Here is a 24,147-nt window from a genome sequence, read left to right on the forward strand (position 1 = left end):
CCTATGCAACCCCAAAAACTAACCTACAGTTCCAATTATTCTTATTTGTTTGTTATCAGGTATTTCCTGATAAGACAAAACATGAAAGTCATTGGATATTGTACGCACAAATCGTGCCAAAACCGTTCGTATACTTGGTTGAACTACCAAAACTGAGCTCTCCTGCTTTGCCTGTTGTTGTGCAGCGAACTGGATTAGTGCTTGTTGGATTTTATCTGCCATTCCTGGCTCAAAGCTAACTCCGCCATGTCCACTGTTTTGTAGAGTATTGTGCAACAATTGTTCCAACTCTGGTTTTAATGTAATAATGGGCAATTCCTCGTTTAATCCACTGATTTTCTGAGTTATCAATCGTGATAAAGCAATTCTCACTTGGCTAATCAAATATTCCGTATCTTTTGATTTTGACGCATATTCCGCCAAAGTTTCGACTATAGTGCGTATGTCTGTTAATGGAATATGTTCTGATAATAATCCCTGCAACACTTTGCTAACCATACCTAAAGTAAGTCCATCAGGTACAAGCTCTTTAACCAGTTTAGGGGAACTTATGGCCAACTTATCCAATAGCTGCTGTGTTTCCTCATAGCCAAGTAATTGCTGGCTGTTTTGTTCCAGGATCATGCTTAAATGAGTAGCAACTACTGTTGATGCATCAACTACTGTATAACCTAAAGTGTGTGCTTTCTCCTTTTGATTTTCATTTATCCACACAGCATCCATTCCAAAAGCCGGATCTCTTGTTGGGATTCCCTCTAAATTACCAAATACCTGTCCGGGGTTTATTGCTAACCATTTATCAGGATGAATCATTGATTCCCCCATAATCACCCCAGCCAAACTTAATCTGTAATGATTAGGCTTTAAATCTAGGTTGTCACGAACATGAACGGATGGAATTAAGAAACCCAACTCTTGCGATATTTTCTTTCGGACACCTTTAATTCGCGAAAGTAATATTCCACCCTGAGCATTATCGACCATAGGGATCAATCGATAACCTACTTCCAAACCAATGACATCGACAGGATTAACATCATCCCATGATAACTCACTCAGTTTAGAGTCACTGGTTTGTGAAAATTCATTTTGCTCTTTATCCTGCTGCTCACGTTTAACTTTTTCCTGATTGATAAATAAATAAGCAATACCGGCTAACCCTGCTGATAATAGAATAAATGCAATATGAGGCATACCAGGAATTATACCTATTAGACCAATAATAGCTGCTGCAATGACAAGTGATCTTGGTTTTGCAAATACTTGAGAAATAACTGCCTGCCCCATATTTTGGGCGCTAGAAACTCGGGTCACAATGATTGCCGCTGCAGTAGACAATAAGAGGGAGGGAACTTGAGCGACCAAACCATCCCCGACTGTCAATAAAATATAATTATGAACTGCGTCATTAAAATTCATATTGTATTGAAATATGCCTATTATTAATCCACCAACGATGTTAATGATTAAAACCAAAATTCCTGCTATGGCATCCCCTCGGACGAATTTACTGGCACCATCCATTGAACCGTAAAAATCCGCTTCCTGAGCTACTTCTGTTCGACGCTTGATTGCCTGTTCCTGATTGATTAGACCTGCATTGAGATCTGCATCGATAGCCATTTGCTTTCCGGGTAAAGCATCCAAAGTAAACCGCGCACTTACTTCAGATACTCTCCCCGCCCCTTTTGTCACTACAACAAAGTTAATAACGACAAGGATAATAAATACCACTATACCTACTGTGTAATTACCTCCAATCACCACTTCACCAAAAGATTTTATGACCTGACCGGCAGCATCTGTACCATTATGGCCATTGAGTAAGACTACTCGTGTAGAAGCTACATTGAGAGCTAATCTTAACAAAGTTGCCACAAGTATCACTGTGGGAAACACCGCAAAATCCAGGGGTCTTTCACTATAAATAACTGCCAACAAAACAACTAAAGAAAGAGCGATATTAAAAGTAAAAAATATATCCAGTAGGAAAGGAGGCAGAGGTAACATCATCATGCTGATCATGACAATCAGTATTAATGGAGTACCAAACCCTTGGCGCATCCAATATTCTATATAATTCATAACATTGTTCATTCAATCTCCTCCTCTGCTTCGCGAGCCAGTTCAGGTGGAATAGGGACATTTTGTAAAATTTCAGGCTTATAATCATAACGTTGCCTGTCACGTAGCTGAAAAATATAGGCCAGCACCTGAGCCACAGCAACATATAACCCTCTGGGAATTTCTGCATTCAGTTTTGTTGAAAAATAAATAGCGCGAGCTAGTGCAGGAACTGAAATAATAGGGATCTTATGCTCTTTAGCAACCTTGGATATCTGAAAAGCAACCAGGTTTTTACCCTTGGCAATCACCACTGGAGCCTTTTTTCCTTTCTTTTGGTAACTAAGAGCAACTGCATAGTGCGTAGGATTAGTCAATATGACGTCGGCTTTAGGTACTTCACTCATCATCCGTCGTCTTGCAGTCTCCTGCTGTGCGCGACGTATAGCGCTTTTTACCTCAGGTTTGCCTTCCGTCTCTTTGTATTCATCTTTTAATTCCTGTTTAGTCATCTTAATCGATTTACTATGTTCATATAATTGGAATGGAACATCTATTGCCGCAATTAATATCAGACTTGCAGAAATCAGCACAAAAGATTTTAAAAGGATCATTACCCCACTAGTGATTGCTATTTCTAATGGTGCTTTCCCCAACTCAAGCAACAAGGGTACTTGCGATCTAAGCACTAGAATAGATGCGCTAGCCACCAGGACAAATTTTAAAAAAGCCTTAAGCATCTCAACAAATCCTTTGAGAGAAATCATGCGCTTAAGCCCTTTAAGTACATTTAATCGAGAAAATTTTGGCTGTATAGACTGTCCACTAAAAACCCATCCCCCCATAAGCAATGGTGCTAGCAAAGACAAAATAAAAATAACAAGCAATAGTGGAACAACAGACCAAAGCCCTGATTTTGTTAATTGAAACAAATTTTCTAAAGAATTATTCCCGGTAACAAGAATGTCACGATCGAAATCAAACGCCTGTTGCATTATACTGGCAATTTGCAGTGATAATTGTTTCCCAAAAATAAAGAAACCAAGTCCGGTAAATAATAAAATGACCGTTGCATTAAAATCTTTGGAACGTGCAACCTGCCCCTTTTTTCGTGATTCTTTTAATCGCTTGGAAGAAGGCTGTTCCGTTTTTTCTTGTGATTGTTCTTCATCGGCCATCAGCGCAATATTCCTGTTATAAATTGGATTCCATGCTTAATGCTCTCTACCATTTCTGTCCCGACAGTGGGCAACCCTATTTTAATGATGACAAACCCCATCAATAGCGTAATCGGAAAACCTAAAGAGAAAAGGTTTAATTGCGGAGCAACCCGAGCCATAACTCCAAAAGACAAGCTTACAATAAGCAAAGATAAAATCGCAGGTATTGAAATCAATACCGCTTCTTTGAACATCCACCCTGAAAACATAATCGTACTCCAGACAACTGATGGATCCAGAGAAGATTTACCGATTGGCATTATTCTGAAACTCTCGATTAGAGTTTCAAGAATAGCCAAATGGCCATTCAATGCCAAAAATATTAATGTGGTCACCATTAAATACAATTGACTGATTAAAGGCACACTAGCATTGCTGGTTGGATCAACCATTACCGCAAATCCCAAACCCGCCTGCATGGATATAATTTGCCCCCCAAGAATGAATACTTGAAATACTATTTGCAACACAAATCCCATTAACAAACCCAATAATAATTCCTGTACGAGATAGACAAGATAAAGGCCATTAAAATTTTCGAAAGACAAGTTATGAGGCACATAGGTAAAACACACACAGCTTAAAGTAAAAACAAAGAGAATTTTAATGCGTGCCGGTAATAGTGCTGAAGATAAAACTGGCACCGTAAGCATCAAACCACCAATACGCACCATGGGCCATATAAATTGGCTCATTAAGCGAATCATAGTTTGATAATCGAGATTCATTTTTTATCCAATCAAATAAGGAATATTGCTTATCAAAGTATCTGTATAATTTATCAATGTCTTTAATAACCAAGGTCCTGCTAAAATTAGAACCAAAAAGGTGACAAATAACTTGGGTATAAAGCTTAAACTTGTCTCATTAATTTGAGTCGCAGCCTGAAACATCGATATAATTAGTCCAACAATTAATCCCGGTAATATCAACACTGCCAGTAATAGCAAAATGATATAAACACTATCACTAAACAACGAAACGACTGATTCAGGGGTCATATAGCCTCCTAGGCAAGAGCAAAACTTGAAGCAAGTGAACCCAAAACCAAAGTCCATCCATCAACCATCACAAACAACATGATTTTAAAAGGTAATGAAATAATCAAGGGTGAAAGCATCATCATCCCCATAGCCATCAAAACACTGGACACAACAAGATCAATAATTAAAAAAGGTAAAAATAGAATAAAGCCTATCTGAAATGCGGTTTTTAACTCGCTAGTAATGAAAGCCGGAATGAGAACACTCATAGGAATCTCATCTAAACTTTTTGGTACATTGTGAGCAAATTTTTCAAATAAAGATAAATCATTTTTTCTCGTTTGATTTAGCATAAACTGACGAAGCGGCTTTTGTGCATTGGATAATGCCAGAGAAAAATCAATCCTTTCATTCATATAGGGCTGTATTGCTGTTTCATTAATTTTGTTGAATACAGGTGACATAACAAAATAAGTCATAAATAGAGCAATGCCGATTAATATTTGATTGGTAGGCGTCTGAGCCATCCCTATTGCCTGCCGTAAAATTGACAGAACAATAATTATCCTTGTAAATGACGTCATTGCCATCAGCAATCCTGGCAATACGGTCAATAAAGTCATAAAAATTAAAATTTGCAGATTGATACTATAAGATTGCGAACCATCAGTTCCAGGTTGCATTGTAACAACGGGAAAGGATAAAGGGTCTGTGTGACCTGCAACAGGTAATAAAAGAAATAATATCAAAATCAGTAACCAACTTTTAATTTTCATTTATGATTTTCCTATTGCTGATTTCAGCACATCGGCAAAAGACGATTTTTGATCAGCATCAAACCCTTCAGGAAGTTGATTGCCAAAATCACATATTAGATTAATGGAATATGACCCTACACCTATTAATAAATATCTGTCCCCAATTTTCAGCAATACAACCTTTTCCTTTGGACCTAAAATCATACTTGCAACAGTTTGGAATCCTTTAGATGAAGTAAAGTTTACTCTATGCATACGCTTCACTATCCAAGATAAAAAAATAATAATGAATAATACAAATAAGAGTCCCGAAATGATTCTTATCAGTTCGCCATAGCTGATCGTGTTTGGGCTTAAAGTAGATGACCAACCGACCGAACTGATTAGCGAAAGACTCAAAAATGCAAGATGGAGTACTTTGCTTTTCATTTGAGACGTTTTATTCGTTCAGCCTTGCTAACGATATCAGTTAATCTGACACCAAATTTATCGTTAACTACAACGACTTCACCATGTGCGACCAAAGTACCATTGACTAGCACATCAAGGGGATCACCAGCCAGCCTATCAAGCGCTACGATTCCTCCCTGATTTAATTGCAGTAAATTACGAATAGTCATTTTGGTACGGCCGATTTCGACAGTCACTGAGACAGGAATATCTAAAATTAATTCCAATTTCTCATTGCCAGGATCTGGATTCAGTGGATTCCCTTGATTTAATTGCTCTGTGCTGGTTTCGTTCACTTGAGTCATCCTTATCCCCTAATAACGTATTATTTTAATAACTTTCAAAGCTCGCTTTTCATTGGCACTGCCTAAGGTTGCAGTAAAGCTTGGTGTCCCTTCTATATCCAGAGTTACCTCCTCGTTTATTTCCAAAGGGACAAAATCTCCCACTTTCCAAGCCATTACCTGACCCAGAGTACTGACTGTTTCCGCCATAGAAGCACTTACCGTCAATTCAACGTCCATGAGTTCTTCTTTCAGAGAATTAATCCAGTTAGGATCAATTTCATCATCAGGTCTTGATGCCCCTAGCTCCAATTGCTGTTTGATAGGTTCAAGCATGGAGTAAGGCAAAATAAAGTAAAAAGCCCCGGTTTCCTTACCAAAATTCAAGACGAACCGCGCCACAAGCAACATTTCTTCTGGCTCGGCAATATTAACTAATTGGGGATTTGTTTCGTCATTGAATTTTGTTACATCCAGTTGAATTATTGGTTCACAGGCATGAATTAAATTAGTTACCAGTTTTTTAGTTACGACCTCCATAACACGAAGTTCAGTAGCAGTAAAATCTGTTTTATCCTTTTGAGCACCAAACTGGCTATTTCCGCCAAAATAATAATCGACCAAGTCATACACAAAGGTACTGTCAAACAAAATAATTCCTTTACCACGAAGAGGCTTGAATTTATAGATACCTATCAGGCTAGGATTAGGTAAACTCCTCATAAACTCCTTATGCTTTGTAATAAGTAGCGGATCTTGTTTAATTTCAAAATCTCTAGCCGTTAAATGATAAATATCTGCTGCAAACAGACGAACTGCCCTGTCATAAATTTTGTCTAATACCGGAAGCTGTCCTTTAACAATACGCTCTTGTCCGGTAAAATTAAGTGTTTTGACTCCTTCTTCCGCTACTTTTTTGTCAGAATCAAAATTAGAGTTTAATTCCTGGCTGGTAGTATCTTCTGGTTTTTTACGAACTGGCTGATCTCTTGAACTCAATTCTTCATCATTCGTTTCATCATCAATTGACTCATCCACTGAATCCAGTAATGCATCGATCTCTTCTTGTGATAACACATCTTTCTCAGTCATAAGCAATCCATTCGCATCTCAACCAGATTTTCAAAGTTATTTTAAAATTGAAGTGTTGATTAGTTTAAAATTAGCTCAATCAATCAGTAACAACTATAGAATGGTTATGTTTATGCAAAGCCCGTGCCATCCAAGAAATATATCAATAAATCAAATAGATAGTGTAATAATCAAATCTTGATTAGCTCATTTAATTAGACTCCGCCAATGTTTTGACGTAAAAATCATAAGGTTTATATTGATAGGACTTACGAAAAACTCCAAAGTCGAGGCAGAAAATGTTTTGGCGAGAGGATTTAGATAAACTAAATGACTGAATTAAAAATATTTTTTAACAAAGAGATTGGGGTTTTTCATAAGTCTTATGCACAGTATTTGAGGTTGTGAGCGTTCCTTAATGGTAGTGAAATCACTTCAAAAATAAATGTTTAGAAAATCCTCCACTTAGTCTACTGCTTGTTGCTCGCATTTATCTTCAGCTAAACTTTGACAATTGGAGTTACAATCTATTTCATCAGAGGTTAAACAAACATCATCCAGGCATTGCTGATAATTTTCCCCAACACATTCTTCCATATTTAATTTATCAGTGCCCTCATCCAGACCAGGAATATCCGCGGCAAATGCTATCAAGGAAAAAAATAAAAAGCAGGCTATGCTGGCAAGATTGAATATTTTGTTCATTAGAATACCTTCCATTGATATTTGATTTAATTATAGACATCCTATAGCCTTTGTTCCTGTTTCCATAATAAAAAAATCATGCGACACTCACTCAACTGTCTATTTAAAAATTTCTGATATGCGCAGCAAAAGAATCTTATTAACTAATTTTACCCGCGCAATTTATAGTGAATCCTGTTGTATAAGGCCAGACACAGAAAAAGAACTTATTCACTATATTGCACAAAATCAGCCTAAAAACATGCTAACCAGGGGTGCAGGATTGAGTTACAGTGATAGCTGTCTAAATCAAGACGGCCTGGTAATTGATACTAGTCGCTTTAATCATTTCATCGATTTTGATGTCGAAACAGGCATCGTAGTATGTCAGGGTGGAACACCATTTAAGGATCTGTTTTTACTTCATGATGAATTCATTCCCCCAGTTCTCCCAGGCACAGCATTTGCCACTGTAGCAGGTGGAATAGCCCATGATGTTCATGGTAAAAATAACCATTCAGCGGGAAGTTTTGGACATCATATTTCTTGGTTTGATTTATTGATAGGCGATCAAATCATGCATTGTAGCCGCGAAAAAAATAGTGATCTATTTTTCGCAACTATAGCAGGTTTAGGTTTAACAGGCATTATTACACAAGTCGCTATTCGCCTTAAAAAAGCACCACGCCATCTGGCAATAAAAAATAAACCATTTGCATCTATCCAAGAATTAATTGCAGAAATGGCGACTTATGGTCTTCAGCAAGATTACCAAGTAGCCTGGTTAGACTTGTTATACTCAGAACCCAGAGCCATTTTATCAACAGCAAATTATTGTGAATCGCCAAACTATCCTGATAAAAAATTAAAAATTTATAGCCTGCCTAAATTACCATTTGGACTTATCAAAAAATGGAACATGAAAGTATTTAATCAATATTTTTACTCCAGACAAAAAGAAAATGAAATGATGAGTCTCACCCAATACAATAATCCTCTGGATAAAATATCACATTGGAACCGACTCTACGGACCTAGAGGACTTATACAGTTTCAAGCCGTATTTGATCAAGATAAGGCAGCGCAAATTATTAATCACATATTAGAGATTATTAGGACTCATAGTGCTACTCCAACCCTCACTGTCCTTAAACTATTTACACAGCCTGGGTTAGGTTTGCTTTCGTTTTGTCGGCCTGGATTTACTCTGGCTATTGATTTTATTAATAATCCTCACGCCAAAAAAGCAATAAGCGCGATGAATCAATTCATTGCAGAAAACGATGGGTGTGTTTATTTGGCTAAGGATTTATTACTAAATCCAGAACAATATTTTACAATGTACGAAAATCAATCGAAATTTGCTCAAATACTTACAAAATATCGATGCCCCATGCGTTCAGATCTTGCGACACGTTTAGGAATCATAAAATGATGCAGAGGAAATGGGTTGTTTTAGGAGCTACTTCAGTTATTGCCGAACAATTCGCACATTTTGCTGCGCAAGCCGGTAACCATTTATGTTTAGTTGCACGCAACTCCGAGCAATTAGCCTTAATCTCAAAAGATATTCAATTGCGATATAAAATCCCTTGTAACGCGATAACTATCAATTTATCCGAGCCTAACGAGCAATTGCTTACCATTTTAGAAACCAGAGAAAGAGAATTGGATTTATTTATTGCGCATTGTGATTTTACCGATAATAACCATTTAAATCCGCAATCGATTAAACATTTAATTGATACCAATATCTCATCTACAGCGATCCTGATTAATACCTATTTACAATCCCAACAAGAAAAACATCGCATCGTTTATTTAAGCTCTGTTGCTTCCTGCCGCGGCCGTGCCAAAAATAGTCTTTATGGTGCCAGTAAAGCAGCAATTGAAATATTTCTCGAAGGCCTGCAGCAAAAAGCAACTCCACATCAACATATCTTAATCGCTCGCCTTGGATACATTGATACAAAACAAACGTATGGACTACCCGGAGTTTTTTACGCAGCTCAACCTCATGACTGTGCAAAGGCATGTTGGGAAAAAATAAATCATAATAAAAGATTATTTTACTATCCTTCTTTCTGGAAAGTGGTCATGGCAATTATTACAAAACTCCCTTTTTTCATTTATAAAAGAATGGGAAAAATATAAGTATCATTATCGCAATGATTTGCTTTTATGCGTTATAACGCCCTATTATAGGCTTTTGTATAATGATAAAAACTATCCTAGTATTAATTTAAGTAATATTATGATTGGTTTTAAAATAATGAATATTGCCGATTTGCAATCTTTTCTTGCAGTTGTAGAACTCCACTCTATCTCTTTAGCTGCCAAAAAATTGCATATTACTCAGCCTGCTTTAAGTAAAAGAATTAGAAAACTTGAGTCGGAGTGGAATACCCAACTTTTTATTTCTTCAGGATTAAGGACTGAGCTAACTGATAAAGGAAAACAATTATTGCCTTATGTTCGGCAGATGGTTTATCTGAGCCATGAGTTAATTAGCAGTACTGGTACAGATAAAAAAAAACCTCAGTTACTGCTAAATATTGGTACCACAGTATATATTGCTCAAACTATTATCCCCCCCCTTATAATCCATATGAACGCACTGGACTTGAACTACTTCATTAATACGAAACTGATTGCTGACAAAGATGTAGCTCACGGTTTAAGCGAAGGTGCTTATGATCTGATTATCTCTCCGTTCATGAGTAATTCTGCTGAAATTAAGTCTGTACCTTTGTGGCGAGAAAGGCTCATCCCAATTGTCGGGTTATCACATCCTCTAGCAAAAATTAAAGAAAAACTATCCTTTGCTGAATTAGCAGAATTCGATGCGGTGCTTATGGAAAAAAACTTTATAATACGCCGAATTATTGATAAAGAAGCTGAAAAACAAAAGTTGACTCTCAAAATAAGAGCTGAAGCCAATATTATTTATAACAACATAGCTCTTGTCGAACAAGGTATGGCTTGGAGTATGATTAATGAACGCTTATTGAATCCTAATTTAAAACCTCTCGAACTATCTGATTATGCCCTCAGCATTGATTTTTATTGTCATTTTCTTCAGAAACGTACAGATGAACGATTGATTCGTATTTTTATTGATAATCTGGTCAATTGGGTTAACACGTCAAGTGAATTAAGCTCTTTTTCCCTTGTTAATTAGATAAACCCTTTATTGCCAGTTAAAAATGGGGGGATTACCGTTTAGAAAAGCATCAGGACGCTCTTTTAGGTATAATTTTAATGCATCAGCATCTATTTTGTAGGGATTGCAAGGGCGACCTGAACCCTCTAGCTTCCCTGTTTGTGCTCTCAGACGCTTCCAGTTTTTTATTGTAGTGGTCCCTACTGAAAACAATCTACTTACTCCTTCTAACGTGCCTCCGTTATCTATATGCCGTAACACGTTTTCTCAAAGTCTAATGAATAGGTCATAAATTAAAAAGCGTCATAATAACAAATTACTTGGGCATTTCAAATTTTAAATCAGTATAGTTCATTGGCGTAATTATCAAACCAGACGGGAGGCAAAACAAGATATTCTGGATTACATTACTATGTTTTATAACAATCAAAGATTGCATTCGTCTTTGGATTATCTAAGTCCGAATCAATTTGAAAATCGGTACTGGGGGTTAATGAAAAAAGGGGCTTAACTGGGATGTGCAAATTGGATTGACCACTTCATGATTTAGTCGATTAGGAGAATGCTGCCTGATCTATTTCCATCATACATAACTTTTAACTGTAGCTCATCGACCATTCATATTCCCAATACATCCTTTCAGTCACGATCTAAAGAATAAAATTTTGTTCCATACTTTAGGAGGATACAACAGTAATAGCCTACATCGATAGCAAAAACCAGCAGCAACTCTCTTTTAGTCATTTACGTTTGCCGAAAACGTCACAGTGCATTCAGAATATTTGATTATGGAAATTAAATGCTTACTCGGTCAGATACTGATTTTAGAGAATCAATTAAATTTTAGTCAATTACAGAATTAATTAACTGAAAACCTATTTATTAAATATTGTTTCAAACAAAACATCAACAAAAACCTATTAGGTAATTGAAAAATAATATTTATTACTAGAAGTGATATGAGATATCAAGATATTCGATTGGTCAACTAATAATCAATATGTTTAAATTTATTTATTGCATTAACCAAGAGCATATCATGTCAATTACTATTCATACTTGGAAAGGAGGTACTAAAGGATTAGGCTTTAAAACCCCTGTAAAATCTACTTTATTTGGTGGTAATGTGGGACACGCTGCTTTAGAATTAACTTGGCCAGCTAATAAACAAGGAGATGAATTAGCAAAGAAATACGCACAAGCCCATGGCGTAATAATTAGTAAAAGAACTGAAATTGTAGGAGAAACTCAAGAAGAAGGTAGGATCATGCCAAAAGAGCGAGTAACCTACTTTGCCTATTTCAGCTGGTGGCCAGGAGAGCAAAATGGCCATTATATTAATTCTTTCAACGACGATAAGGACGCTGAATGGAGACACGAGCCCGATAAAAAAATGCATGCTGATTGGAAAAATCAAATCTATGGCCCACAGGGAATGAGTGAAGAAAATACAACAGACGTTAAGGGAATACTGATTAAAAATAAAAACATACAAAAATTAAAAACTATTCAGCACAGTACTCTGACAGCTGATATAGCTCAGGATAAAGCTTATAATGAGCTTCTACAACATAAAGAAAAATTAGACGAAGAATATAAATCATTACATGCGAAAGCAGTCGCATATCAAAAAGAAAAGGAAAATGCTATACGAGAAGAAAGAGAAATAAATCCTAATTTTGAACTGCTTGACGAAGATATTTCTAGAATGGGAGATCTTCCAAGAGAGTTCTCAATTTTAGAAGCGCAATTGAATCTATGCATCGCAGATTTTAATGAAAGACATCTGAGTTCAGGAAAAAAACCTGATTCAAGCGTGATTTTACCTACCTCTATGGATGAAACCAGTTTAAATCATACCTTAGATACGGAAAGCATTTTACGAGAAATGATCACTCTAGCGAACAGTGAAAAAGCTTACAATTTTACCAAATTTAATTGCTCTACCTCGGTTTGCCATATTGTGAAAGCAGGAGTGGATGAAAAATTAAAGGAAAATTTAAGCGATAATGGGTTTAATATAAATCGTTATGTGACTTCCTATATCACCACTCCAACCAACGTAAATGCTTTAGGATTAAAATTACAAGATGCGCTGCTTAAGCTTGAACTAGCAGAACATACAAAGGAAGCAGAACAGGTACAAAAGCCAGTGGCTAATACGATAAGTAATCGTTTTAATGAATTTAAGTCAAGACTGCAAGCCGTAGTATCGGAGCGGAATGCGCATAAAGATGACACCGAAGAAGTAACGATTAATAATCATAATTCCCTGAGGTAGTGTTTAAATGTAGTAGTTCAAACTTGATCTGACAGTTACCGGTTTTTCAAGAAGTGTCTGTCAGGTCAAATTTAGTTTATAAATTTTTCCATCCAGATTTGTTTATCCTCTACCAAAGTTTGCATTGGAGTACGACCACAACACATTTTACCGCCCAAGAGATCTCAATTAAAAACTATTGAATTTAAGTCAGCTTTGCACTATCTAAGCCACTATATTCATTTTCAGTAACTTCGCCTTCTTCCTGTTCCTCTATCAAATAGGCAGATGAAGAACTGTTGTTACCAAAAATTCCTAACTGAATTCTGACTGAGTTACTACTGCTTGATGATACTCCTGATTGTTGGGCAGCATGAGTACTTACAGCATCCTCAGAGCGCGATATCACTCTAATTTCTTCTTTTAGCTTCGCATGGCCATGGTTCATTTTTTTAATTTTGCTTGTTAATCCAGAAATTTCTATATTCAGTTTTTCTAATTCTTCTGTTAATTTTTCTAACTGTCTATTTAATTCCTTTTTATCCTTCTTTTTAAGAGAGGAATCCTTCGATTGAGTTTCTACAGTATCAATCTGGGCTCTCAACATAGATGCTTGCAGCATCAAACTTTTCATAGGAGCCACAACTATTCTTCTGGATTCACTTCCCATATGCGTTAATTTTTCAACGATAGTATGACGAGTTTTAGCCAAGTGCTCTAATTTATCGGCATGCCTTTCTTTAAAAGGGATTCCGCTATCAGGATGCGCAATAAAACATTCCAGGATGGGTTTTAACTGATTAGTAAATTGTATTAAACCCAGTAAATCTTCTGCAGGGTATAAACCAAATTCATTAGTAAAATGAGGGGCCATAATAATAGCAAGATTTTCCCATGTCATGAGATTAGTTTCATAAAAAACCCCTGCTGTATGCATTAGGTAACAATAGTGGTAAAGAATTTCTCCAACACGTTGATGATCAAGTATTTTTGAAAGCAATAAAGAGTCAATAAACTTACTCAGCAACTGTACTATTGCGTCGGTATTTTCAACATTATTCTTCTCAGAACTCAATAGATTTTTTAATTCTGTCATAAAAAGCTTGAGCAATGGGTCTTCAGTTTTCAACAAGACACTTTCTTTAAGAACTAAAGGCAACATTCCTAAAACATTATTCAGATGTAAATTATTTATCTGGCCATCTTCTAAAATATAACACGCTAAATTCCCCACACTAAAATTGTCATTAATAACTTGCTCAAGTAACTTTTCTGACTCTTCTCTAGATCCAGCCAATCGAAATACTCCTGGCCAGTTTAATAGCTCTGGATTTTGTGACACTAATTGGGCAACACATCGAAATACATTGACAATCACATGAGTACTATATGGTGGTGGCATAACAAATTCCCAGATTAAATTTTGAACAAAATATCATGGGATCAAAACTAAATCAATTATTGTTAATGAAATACGAACCTGAATTTTTCCAGCCACATTAATGTCTTTTGGATTAATTGAATTCATCTCAAGTGTTACTTGCGATGAAACTTGTGTTCCAGAATAAAATCATTATTGTCTAATCAGGAACGGCCTATTCTATTAGGCCGTTCCTGATTAATTTGAGGAAGCAAAAATCACTTTAAAATTTTAATCATTGGCAATATTGTTTTTATTACCCCAAAAAATTGCAAAATATAAATGATTAAAATAATTAATACCAATACATTTAACAGACTTTTAATAGCCCCGGGCATAGGTATAAAAACATTAATTAACCATAGGCCTACACCAAAAACCACTATCACTGCGATTAAATTCAGCAAGTCATTCATCATAGTGCTCATTAGTAAACCAGTGTCTATATTATAGCAAATCCAAAAACAACTTGCTTTTCTGCAGTCGAAAAGAAAAATCTGGAAATATTAAATTTTTTCAATCATTTCCTTTATTTCTTTGATCTTACTGTTCAAATCTTCAGGAACACCCCCACCACCTTGAGCCATATCATCTCGACCACCTCCTTTACCACAAAGATGTCTTACTAATTGAGCAGCACTTGGTGCTTTGCCAATAATATTCTTACTCACCCCGGCAATGACATTCATTTTATTCTGTTCAATAGTAAATAATATGATCACCGCTGAATCAATTCTTGATTTTAATTGATCCATGGTATGGCGCATGGTTTGGCTATCCATACCCTCTAACTGCTTAATCAATAAATTAATACCCTTGATCTCCTCGATCTCACCAAGAATATCTGCTCCAGATTTTTGTGCTTTTTCACTTAAAAGTTTTGCAATCATTTTTTCTTGATTTTTATTATCAAGCAATAATTGAGAAACTTTTTCCTGTAGACTATTAGGTGTTGTTTTAAGGGTAGCTGCCAGATTATTCATAAATCCCAGCTGTTCATTGACCCAGGCTAATGCATAACGACCCGTAACCATCTCAATCCGCCTGATACCGCTGGCAATACCATATTCTGCTACGATTTTGAAAAGACCTATATCACCAGTACGTCGTGCATGAGTTCCTCCACAAAGCTCCTTGGAAAAATCACCCATGGATAATACGCGTACTGCGTCGGAGTATTTTTCCCCGAATAAAGCAACAGCACCACTTTGCTTGGCTGATTCAATGTCCATTACTTGAGTTATTACTTCATTATTAGCTCGGATCTGTGCATTAACTACCTCTTCAATTTGCTGAATTTGTTGAGGAGTCAATGCCTCGAAATGAGAAAAGTCAAAACGTGCCCTTTCAGCATCCACCAGGGATCCTCGTTGTTGAACATGTTGCCCTACAATTTTTTTAAGAGCAGCATGTAACAAATGAGTTGCGGTATGATTCAATCGAATTGCATCCCGTCTTATGTTATCTACTTGCGCATGGATTAATAAATCTAAAGTGAGCTCACCTTTAATTACTTTTCCATAATGTACGACAGCTTGCCCTACTTTTTGTGTATCATCGACTTGAAAAGTAAATTCTTTTCCTATGAGTAATCCTTTATCTCCTACCTGACCACCACTTTCAGCATAAAATGGGGTATGATCAAGAATTACAGCCCCTTTTGCTCCCTTATTAATAGATTTCACTTCATTACCTTCTTGAAGTAATCCAATAATCTTTGCTTCCATGGATTCTTTTTCATACCCATGAAATTCAGACTGATGATCCAATTGAGACACGGCGTGATAATCTGTAGTAAACTGACTGGCGGCTTGAGACTGTTCTCTTTGTTGTTGCATCAATTGATTAAATGCTTCCATATCAATATGTAAACCTTGTTCACGAATGATGTCTGCTGTCAAATCGATAGGGAAACCATAAGTATCATACAACTTGAATGCCACTTCTCCTGATAGTTCCTGGCCTTGCAAATTTTTAATATGATCTTGTAATAAACGCAATCCTTGTTCCAAAGTACGGGTAAACTGATTTTCTTCTTGTTGCAAGATCCTTTCAATATGCGCTTTCGAATTGATTAGCTCGGGATAAGCATCCCCCATAACATCAATCAAAGGCTGAACAAGTTTGGAAAAAAATGGGCTGGGTAAGCCTAATTTATTCCCATGTCTGACTGCTCTGCGGATAATCCTTCTTAATACATATCCTCTGCCTTCATTACTAGGCAATACCCCATCAACTATCAAAAAAGAGCAGGAACGAATATGATCTGCAATCACTTTTAAGGAAGTATGATTTAAATCAATATCCTGGCCCAATTGTGCTATTGCTTTAATCAAATACTGAAAACTATCAATTTCATAATTACTATGGACACCTTGAATAACTGCGGCTAATCGTTCCAATCCCATACCAGTATCCACAGAAGGCTTTGGCAAGGGGTGCAAATGTCCCTCTCTGTCCCTGTTAAACTGCATGAATACCAGGTTCCATATTTCTATATAACGATCTCCATCTTCATCTGGACTGCCCGGGGGACCACCTGCTACTTCAGGACCATGATCATAAAAAATTTCTGTGCAAGGACCACATGGACCCGTATCCCCCATTGACCAGAAATTATCTTTTTCCCCACATCGAGAGAATCGCTCGGGAGATACCTTCATTTCCTTTAGCCATATGTCTTCTGCTTCCAAATCCTCTTTATAGACAGTAACCCATAGCCGTTCTGCCGGTATGTGTAAAACTTCTGTTAGGAATTCCCAAGCATATTGAATAGCTTCGCGTTTAAAATAATCACCAAAACTAAAATTACCCAACATTTCAAAAAATGTATGATGTCTCGCCGTATAACCAACATTTTCCAGATCATTATGTTTACCACCTGCACGCACACAGCGCTGTGCTGTAGCAGCACGCTGATATGAACGAGTTTCAAGACCTAAAAAAAGATCCTTGAATTGCACCATACCTGCATTGGTAAATAGTAAAGTGGGATCATTTGAAGGGACCAATGAGCTAGAAGCTACTATTTGATGACCGCGTTGAACAAAATAGTTAAGGAATGCTTGTCTAATTTCAGAACTTTTCATTTTTTAATATTTACCAGTTAAATTAAGTAAGAAGATTTAACCTCTTTAAATACCTTTGAAATAACATCCCTATCAAACCCTCGATACAGCAAAAACCGTTGCTGTTTTTGTATTTCACTATAAGAGAAATCATCCTGTCTCTTAAATTTTTTCTCCCATGCCCGCAAAGCATAATTGACCCAATTGTCTTTTTCTTGATGCAGCACACTTTGAATGAGATCTGGATCTATTCCCTTGTTTTTTAATTCCTGCCTGATCTTTAAAGGGCCATAGCCTTGATGAATTCGTACTCTGATATAATTTTCTACAAAACGCACATCGCTTTGATACCCAAGACGTTGGCATTCATACAAAGCATTTTGAACATCATTGGTGCTAAATCCTTTCTGCTTCAGTTTATCACATAACTCCATAGCGCTATACTCGCGCCTGGTTAACAGACGCAAGGCGCTATCGAATGCTTTAGTCATCTATAGTCTCAAAAAGATCTTCTGATGAACTAGCCAACACAGATAACTTTTTTTCCAAGAGCTCAGTACGGATTTGTTGTTCAAGCTCTGCAGCGACTTGGGGATTTTCTTTCAAATATAATCTGACATTTTCTTTGCCCTGCCCGATTTTTTCCTGTTTGTAGCTATACCAGGCACCTGATTTCTCAATTAAATTCAATTGAACACCCAGATTAATAATTTCACTCTCACGAGATATACCTTCGTTATATAAAATATCAAACTCAGTCATTTTAAACGGTGGCGCTACCTTATTTTTAACTACTTTAACTCGGGTTTCACTGCCTAATATTTCTTCACCCTTTTTAATTGAACCAATACGGCGAATATCCAAACGAACTGAAGCATAAAACTTCAAAGCATTGCCCCCTGTAGTAGTTTCAGGGCTACCAAACATCACACCAATTTTCATACGTATTTGATTAATAAAAATAACCAGTGTGTTCGAACGTTTAATGTTAGCGGTCAATTTACGCAGGGCTTGCGACATCAATCTTGCCTGTAAACCAACATGGGAATCGCCCATTTCTCCCTCAATTTCTGCTTTGGGAGTCAAGGCAGCAACCGAGTCAATTATTACGACATCAACTGCTGCAGAACGCACCAGCATATCAGTAATTTCCAGAGCTTGCTCGCCTGTATCCGGCTGAGAAACCAACAGCTCATCCACCTTCACACCAAGTTTCTGAGCATAGCTTGGATCCAGAGCATGTTCCGCATCGATAAATGCTGCTGTACCACCCATTTTTTGACATTCAGCGATCACTTGAAGAGTGAGCGTGGTTTTACCAGAAGACTCAGGGCCATAAATTTCAACAATACGGCCTTTTGGCAAACCGCCTATCCCTAAGGCAATATCAAGACCTAATGAACCTGTAGAGATTGCTTCAATATCCCGTGATACCGTGCTATCTCCCATACGCATTACAGACCCTTTGCCAAATTGGCGTTCAATTTGCGAAAGCGCCGCTGATAGTGCTTTTTGTTTATTTTCTTCCATAATTTATTCCAGATTATAATGTGTGCAAGAACAAAATTATCACACAGATGTGAGCGAGCAGCAAACAGTAATCTTAGTGTATTACTAAATAAAAGTAGCATACGATAGCTGATGATTAGTCTTTTATTATAAGCTACGTGGAATAACCATTTGTTCAAAAATGAAGGTGTTGTCAGTTTGAACTTCAAACCTTGATTTTTAGCTTGGTAACGGGGCAATATAAAAATATATAGACAATCCGACATAAAAACCAAGGTTTTACAATCAAAATAACGAAAATGTTAACTACTCATAATGCTGTGTCATAATTTATTGACCTTGAGATGAGTAAGCAATCTGGGAACAAAAATAACAGCGGCTAAAACTATACCACCGAAAAATAATAAATTGCTTGTTGAAAAGAAAGGGGTCTTATTATCAGACACTTCAGTTGAAGGTTTTTTTTCTGTCATAATATTTTCCTCATCTACCTTATTGACCAAAGAGAGAGATTGAGGAACAGAAGCGGTTTCCTTATTTTCTTTATAACGACCAAACAAAGTATTTAATTTAAGATCATGGTCTTTTGCCTTTGATAGTGCCGATTCATAGGCTAATTCGGCGTCGAAAACTCCAAGACTCGACTGTTGCAAAAATTCTTCACTATGCTGATGCAATTTGTCTATTTCATTTCCGAATTCAACATATCTGGTAGTTGCATTTCTTCTTAATACATTGAGCTTGTTATGTGGGATGCTATCATCAAACCCCATATCCGGATTTTTTCTTACCTCTCTTGCCAAATTTAAAATGGAATAAACTATCTGAACACTATCATGTTGACATTGCTGTTGAATTTCAGTGCTTGGTTGTGAAAAACCTTTATCATCAAAACTCTTAATTTCTGAAAGCCTGAGTAATTGCTCTTTTGTTCTATTGTAGACCGTGTCTTTAGAGTTATTTTCAATAAGCAGCCATTCTGCATAGGATCTCAGATATTCTTGCTCCACATAAAATTTTACTTGCTCAAAAACACGATCAAAAATGGTCATATCCATTGAGTCGGATTTTGAATTGGTTTCTATTTCCTTTAATAACTTCTCCGCGAATCCTAATAATTCATTCACCTCTTCGTATATGAGAGCGGCGTTTATTATCGCATCTTCACCTACTTTAAGTTTTGCGAGCTCAACATATTTTTTAATCTGGATATCAATCAGATCACATAAAAACTCAAACAACCTTGTATATTGACTCATATTTTTTCCTATTTTTTAATCAAATAAATTATTATACTTCTTGTGCAACTTTTATTATTCAGTTTAAAACAAGAAACACACTTTCGAGGATCCGTAGATTTTCATTGTATAAATCCACTCTACGAAATATTTGCGTTACAGCTATAAACAAAAGACACTGTTTATGCAAGAGATTTATTGTAATTTTTATTAGCTGAATGGTAAAAACAAGAATTTGAGACTAAATAATAGAATTGAAAAAATATAGACTATTGATGTTTTATTAAACTATGTTTTTAAAAAACCATTCGGTTAGCCACAGACTTTTTTAAGAGTAGAAAGAACTCCATTTAAAGCATATTGACAGGCAGACAAACGTATTTCTTGCCGACTTCCAGTGAATTGTTGTCTTGATGTTTGTTGAAATTGATGGTGAACTGCCCAGGCAAAGCATACAGTACCTACTGGTTTTTCAATACTGCCTCCTTCTGGACCTGCGATGCCAGTAACTGATACAGCGATATTACCCATACTATGTTGTAACGCACCAACAGCCATAGCCAAAGCCACTTCTTCACTGACTGCCCCATGAGTTTGTATTAGCTCGTGAGCAACAGCAAGCATTTCCTCTTTAGCTAAATTACTATAAGTAACAAAACCACGCTCAAACCAATTTGAGCTTCCAGGTATTTCCGTAAGGCAAGCAGCAATTAAACCTCCTGTACAAGATTCCGCAGTCACTAATTGCCATTTTGCTTTTTTTAAATAGGCAGCTATTTCTTCAACCAGTATTGAGAAATGACCCATACCTTTCACCTATAAAAAACCCCATAAAACATCTATGGGGTTTTTTGATAATTTATAAATAACACTGAAATTAATCTTACTGGCCTTGGCCTTCAGTAGAAGGTTGGGCTTGGTTATTTCCAGTATTTTCACCACCTTGTTGTTGCTGATCAGTTGGTTGTTGTTGCTGTTGTTGATCAGTCTTTGTATCTGCAGGCTTCGAGCCCTCACCACATCCAGTTAAAAATAATGCTAGACAACTAGCAGCAGCAATCATAGCTAAACGATTCATAATCACTCTCCCTATTTATTTTTTGTAATATCACGTTAATTCTAGCAAATATTCTCATTAAGTGAAGAACTTATCTCCTGAACTTAAAAAATAAAATTTATATTTTATTGCAGTATGTTAAATTAAATGACATAAACCATGCCTTAGTAATCATTTTGGCAAATTCTATAGTAATTTGCAGATTTTAAAAATCATACTTATTTTTTAGACACATCAAGGTTATATTAAATGCTTTTTGATCACATTGTCTTTATTGTTTTCATAAAAATCAATACCACCAACATGCCTTACTGACTTCGCACAACACTTTTGTTAAAATTGGGGCAATTTCAATCGGCTCAATCACTATGGCTAGCTCTCACACACCAATGATGCAGCAATATTTGCGCATTAAAACAGACTATCCCGACATGCTTTTATTTTATCGCATGGGTGATTTTTATGAGTTGTTTTTTGATGATGCCAAACGCGCGTCACAACTTTTGGATTTAACTCTGACACATAGAGGACAATCTGCTGACAAACCTATTCCCATGGCCGGCGTTCCTTATCATGCGGTAGAAAACTATTTGGCACGATTATTAAAAAAAGGGGAATCCGTAGCCATCTGTGAACAAATCGGAGATCCAGCTACCAGCAAAGGACCAGTAGAAAGACAAGTAACGCGAATCATTACTCCTGGTACAGTAACAGATGAAGCATTATTAGATGCCAGAAAAGATAATATTTTGTTGGCCATACACACCCAAAAACAAAAAATTGGTATTGCATGGGTTGATTTAGGTGGCGGTCGTTTTCATTTGCAGGAATTAACAGAAGAACATCAGTTAAATGCAGAGTTAGTGCGCCTGCAACCAGCAGAACTCCTCTGCAAAGAATCCACGCCGCTTCCTTCATTTTGTTCTAACTTTGCTGTTAAATTCAGACCAGGATGGGAGTTTGATGCAAGCAACGCACATAAATTATTGTGTGAACAATTCTCCGTGACTGATCTTTCGGCCTTTGGCGAACAAAATTACCCCACTGCCTTGATTGCAGCAGGCGCTTTATTAGCTTATTTAAAAACCACTCAAAAACAGTCATTACCACATCTTACAACACTTACTCTTGAGCAATCCGAGGATTACCTGCAACTGGACGCATCGACTCAAAAGCACTTGGAGCTTTTTGAAAATATACATGGTGGTGGTGAGCACTGTTTGCTTTCCATATTAGATAAAACAGCTTGTGCGATGGGAAGCCGTTTACTCAAACGTTGGCTGGGAAAACCATTAAAACAACATGCAATCATTCAAACAAGACAACAAGCCATTAAGGAAATTATTTTTCTTCAACAAGACGTTTCACTTCATCAGCTGATTAAACAATGCGCCGATGTGGAGCGCATAGTATCACGTATTGCTTTAAAATCAGCGCGCCCACGTGATTTGGTTTCCTTATTGCAAACTCTGACACTGCTTCCAGCAATCCATGACGAATTACAAGAAAACAAGAGCTTGTTAATCAATGAAATCAAGAAAGAAATAAGCCCTCTCCCACTGCTGCAGCAACTGCTTGAAACAGCCATTATAGACAACCCGCCAATGCTAATTAGGGATGGTGGAGTCATTGCTCCAGGATTTGATGAAGAACTGGATGAGTTGCGTAATTTAAGTAGCAATGCTCATGAAACATTAGTAAAACTTGAACAGGAAGAAAAAAATCGCACAGGATTATCCACTCTAAAACTAGGTTACAATAGCGTTCAGGGATTTTATATTGAACTGTCAAAGGCACAAGCTCAAAATGCGCCGCCCCATTTTCACAGAAAGCAAACTTTAAAAAATGTGGAACGTTATATTACTCCCGAACTAAAGCTGTTCGAAGACAAGGTGCTTTCAGCTCAATCCAAAGCATTGGCTCGCGAAAAATGGCTATATGACAATTTGCTTGAAGAAATTCAGCAATACATACCTGAGTTATCGGATCTTGCAAAATCTCTGGCGCAATTGGACGTATTGGTCACTCTTGCTGAAAGAGCACAAAGTTTAAATTGGAATTGCCCGAATCTCGTTCCTGAATCAGGCATTATGATACAAGCCGGACGACATCCTGTCATTGAGCCATTATTACAAGAACGGTTTATCGCTAATGATTTGGAACTTAAACCAAATCAAAATATGTTACTAATCACTGGGCCCAACATGGGCGGCAAATCGACCTACATGAGGCAAACCGCCTTAATCGTTCTGTTGGCACATATTGGAAGTTTTGTACCTGCTGATAAAGTGACATTAGGTCCATTAGACCGAATCTTTACTCGCATTGGGGCCAGTGATGATTTATCCTCTGGACGTTCCACTTTTATGGTGGAAATGACTGAAACAGCTCAAATATTAAGGCAGGCAACCAGCCAAAGCCTCGTATTAATCGATGAAATTGGTCGTGGTACCAGTACCTATGATGGAATGGCATTAGCTTATGCAAGCTGTGCCTTTCTTGCGTCAACAATAAAAGCCTATACTTTGTTTTCTACTCATTACCTGGAGTTGACTGAATTACCCAAAGAATTCTCTTGTATTCGCAACGTGCATTTGCAAGCATCCATCAAGACAGGACAAATTGTTTTCTTGTACCGTGTCGAAGAAGGTTGCGCAAATCGTAGTTACGGATTAGAAGTCGCAGAATTAGCTGGCATACCTAAAGAAGTGCTAAAGCTGGCTCATGAACATCTGAATCAGATACAAGATACTCAATCTATCCTGGTCCAGACTCAAATTATAAAGCCTCCCACATCTCCAGTTTTAACTGAACTAAAAAAAATTGATCCAGATAGATTAACTGCCAAAGAAGCGTTGGATTTAATTTATAAGTTAAAACACCTGGAGTGTGCCGAGAGCATCAATTGATGTAGTTAT

At 36.9% G+C, this 24,147-nt stretch carries 23 protein-coding genes and 1 pseudogene; 6 read left to right on the forward strand and 18 right to left on the reverse strand.

What is annotated here, in order from left to right; all coding sequences use genetic code 11:
* Nucleotides 1-18: 18 nt before the first annotated feature.
* From flhA to LPG_RS08980, 9 genes are all read right to left on the reverse strand, one after another.
* Entirely contained in the window at nt 19-2,097 is a 2,079-nt protein-coding gene (gene flhA, locus LPG_RS08940) for a flagellar biosynthesis protein FlhA (protein WP_010947511.1), read from the reverse strand.
* The gene (gene flhB, locus LPG_RS08945; RefSeq protein WP_011946726.1) at nt 2,094-3,242 is read right to left on the reverse strand and encodes a flagellar biosynthesis protein FlhB; all 1,149 of its coding nucleotides are present in this window, start codon (nt 3,240-3,242) and stop codon (nt 2,094-2,096) included. Before flhB ends, flhA begins: the two co-directional genes overlap by 4 nt.
* Nucleotides 3,242-4,012, reverse strand: a complete 771-nt coding sequence (gene fliR, locus LPG_RS08950; protein ID WP_010947513.1) for a flagellar biosynthetic protein FliR — start codon at nt 4,010-4,012, stop codon at nt 3,242-3,244. Before fliR ends, flhB begins: the two co-directional genes overlap by 1 nt.
* 3 nt (nt 4,013-4,015) lie before the next feature.
* Nucleotides 4,016-4,285, reverse strand: a complete 270-nt coding sequence (gene fliQ / locus LPG_RS08955) for a flagellar biosynthesis protein FliQ (protein WP_010947514.1) — start codon at nt 4,283-4,285, stop codon at nt 4,016-4,018.
* An 8-nt stretch (nt 4,286-4,293) separates the two neighbouring features.
* The gene (gene fliP, locus LPG_RS08960) at nt 4,294-5,043 is read right to left on the reverse strand and encodes a flagellar type III secretion system pore protein FliP (RefSeq protein WP_010947515.1); all 750 of its coding nucleotides are present in this window, start codon (nt 5,041-5,043) and stop codon (nt 4,294-4,296) included.
* Nucleotides 5,044-5,454: a flagellar biosynthetic protein FliO gene (gene fliO, locus LPG_RS15420; RefSeq protein ID WP_010947516.1), complete on the reverse strand. Its 411-nt coding sequence runs from the start codon at nt 5,452-5,454 to the stop codon at nt 5,044-5,046.
* Nucleotides 5,451-5,780, reverse strand: a complete 330-nt coding sequence (gene fliN / locus LPG_RS08970; RefSeq protein WP_010947517.1) for a flagellar motor switch protein FliN — start codon at nt 5,778-5,780, stop codon at nt 5,451-5,453. The genes fliO and fliN overlap by 4 nt, the downstream gene beginning before the upstream one ends.
* Nucleotides 5,781-5,789: 9 nt before the next feature.
* Complete coding sequence (fliM, locus tag LPG_RS08975; RefSeq protein WP_013101527.1) at nt 5,790-6,851, reverse strand: flagellar motor switch protein FliM; 1,062 nt, start codon at nt 6,849-6,851, stop codon at nt 5,790-5,792.
* A 444-nt stretch (nt 6,852-7,295) separates the two neighbouring features.
* Entirely contained in the window at nt 7,296-7,535 is a 240-nt protein-coding gene (locus tag LPG_RS08980) for a hypothetical protein (RefSeq protein ID WP_011214054.1), read from the reverse strand.
* 118 nt (nt 7,536-7,653) lie between these two features.
* Here LPG_RS08980 and LPG_RS08985 point away from each other — a divergent pair, with 118 nt between their 5' ends.
* The 3 genes from LPG_RS08985 to LPG_RS08995 all read left to right on the forward strand — a co-directional run bounded on the left by LPG_RS08985 (nt 7,654) and on the right by LPG_RS08995 (nt 10,695).
* Nucleotides 7,654-8,949, forward strand: coding sequence for an FAD-binding oxidoreductase (locus LPG_RS08985; protein WP_010947520.1), 1,296 nt, complete (start codon nt 7,654-7,656; stop codon nt 8,947-8,949).
* Nucleotides 8,946-9,668 carry an SDR family NAD(P)-dependent oxidoreductase gene (locus LPG_RS08990; RefSeq protein WP_013101528.1) on the forward strand — a complete coding sequence of 241 codons (723 nt, stop codon included), beginning with the start codon at nt 8,946-8,948 and terminating at the stop codon, nt 9,666-9,668. The genes LPG_RS08985 and LPG_RS08990 overlap by 4 nt, the downstream gene beginning before the upstream one ends.
* A 118-nt stretch (nt 9,669-9,786) precedes the next feature.
* Complete coding sequence (locus tag LPG_RS08995) at nt 9,787-10,695, forward strand: LysR family transcriptional regulator (protein ID WP_013101529.1); 909 nt, start codon at nt 9,787-9,789, stop codon at nt 10,693-10,695.
* A gap of 9 nt (nt 10,696-10,704) precedes the next feature.
* On the opposite strand, the gene LPG_RS09000 is transcribed toward LPG_RS08995, so the two are convergent.
* Entirely contained in the window at nt 10,705-10,938 is a 234-nt protein-coding gene (locus tag LPG_RS09000; protein ID WP_223804290.1) for a transposase, read from the reverse strand.
* 88 nt (nt 10,939-11,026) lie between these two features.
* Here LPG_RS09000 and LPG_RS09005 point away from each other — a divergent pair.
* Together LPG_RS09005 and rvfA are read left to right on the forward strand one after the other, a co-directional pair.
* Nucleotides 11,027-11,188, forward strand: a pseudogene (locus LPG_RS09005) (IS3 family transposase); the annotation flags it as partial.
* Nucleotides 11,189-11,677: 489 nt separating this feature from the next.
* Complete coding sequence (gene rvfA, locus LPG_RS09010; RefSeq protein WP_010947523.1) at nt 11,678-12,958, forward strand: Dot/Icm T4SS effector RvfA; 1,281 nt, start codon at nt 11,678-11,680, stop codon at nt 12,956-12,958.
* 184 nt (nt 12,959-13,142) lie between these two features.
* Here rvfA and mavB read toward each other — a convergent pair whose 3' ends face one another.
* The 8 genes from mavB to LPG_RS09050 form a co-directional block, all read right to left on the reverse strand.
* Entirely contained in the window at nt 13,143-14,339 is a 1,197-nt protein-coding gene (gene mavB / locus LPG_RS09015; RefSeq protein ID WP_010947524.1) for a Dot/Icm T4SS effector MavB, read from the reverse strand.
* Nucleotides 14,340-14,575: 236 nt separating this feature from the next.
* Entirely contained in the window at nt 14,576-14,773 is a 198-nt protein-coding gene (locus tag LPG_RS09020; RefSeq protein WP_011946738.1) for a Thivi_2564 family membrane protein, read from the reverse strand.
* 90 nt (nt 14,774-14,863) lie between these two features.
* On the reverse strand, nt 14,864-17,446 hold the full coding sequence (gene alaS, locus LPG_RS09025; RefSeq protein ID WP_010947525.1) for an alanine--tRNA ligase: 2,583 nt from the start codon (nt 17,444-17,446) through the stop codon (nt 14,864-14,866).
* 17 nt (nt 17,447-17,463) lie between these two features.
* Nucleotides 17,464-17,916 (reverse strand): recombination regulator RecX, encoded by a 453-nt coding sequence (gene recX, locus LPG_RS09030; protein WP_010947526.1) that lies wholly within the window; start codon nt 17,914-17,916, stop codon nt 17,464-17,466.
* The gene (gene recA, locus LPG_RS09035; protein WP_010947527.1) at nt 17,909-18,955 is read right to left on the reverse strand and encodes a recombinase RecA; all 1,047 of its coding nucleotides are present in this window, start codon (nt 18,953-18,955) and stop codon (nt 17,909-17,911) included. Before recA ends, recX begins: the two co-directional genes overlap by 8 nt.
* Before the next feature lie 302 nt (nt 18,956-19,257).
* Entirely contained in the window at nt 19,258-20,193 is a 936-nt protein-coding gene (locus LPG_RS09040) for a lpg1803 family Dot/Icm T4SS effector (protein ID WP_010947529.1), read from the reverse strand.
* Nucleotides 20,194-20,484: 291 nt separating this feature from the next.
* Nucleotides 20,485-20,979 (reverse strand): CinA family protein, encoded by a 495-nt coding sequence (locus LPG_RS09045; RefSeq protein WP_010947530.1) that lies wholly within the window; start codon nt 20,977-20,979, stop codon nt 20,485-20,487.
* 76 nt (nt 20,980-21,055) lie between these two features.
* Entirely contained in the window at nt 21,056-21,250 is a 195-nt protein-coding gene (locus tag LPG_RS09050) for a hypothetical protein (protein ID WP_011946739.1), read from the reverse strand.
* Between the two features lie 347 nt (nt 21,251-21,597).
* On the opposite strand from LPG_RS09050, the gene mutS reads away from it, so the two are divergent.
* Complete coding sequence (gene mutS / locus LPG_RS09055; RefSeq protein ID WP_014844166.1) at nt 21,598-24,138, forward strand: DNA mismatch repair protein MutS; 2,541 nt, start codon at nt 21,598-21,600, stop codon at nt 24,136-24,138.
* Nucleotides 24,139-24,147: the final 9 nt, after the last annotated feature.

The organism is Legionella pneumophila subsp. pneumophila str. Philadelphia 1 (genome assembly GCF_000008485.1).
Classification (GTDB): Bacteria; Pseudomonadota; Gammaproteobacteria; order Legionellales; family Legionellaceae; genus Legionella; species Legionella pneumophila.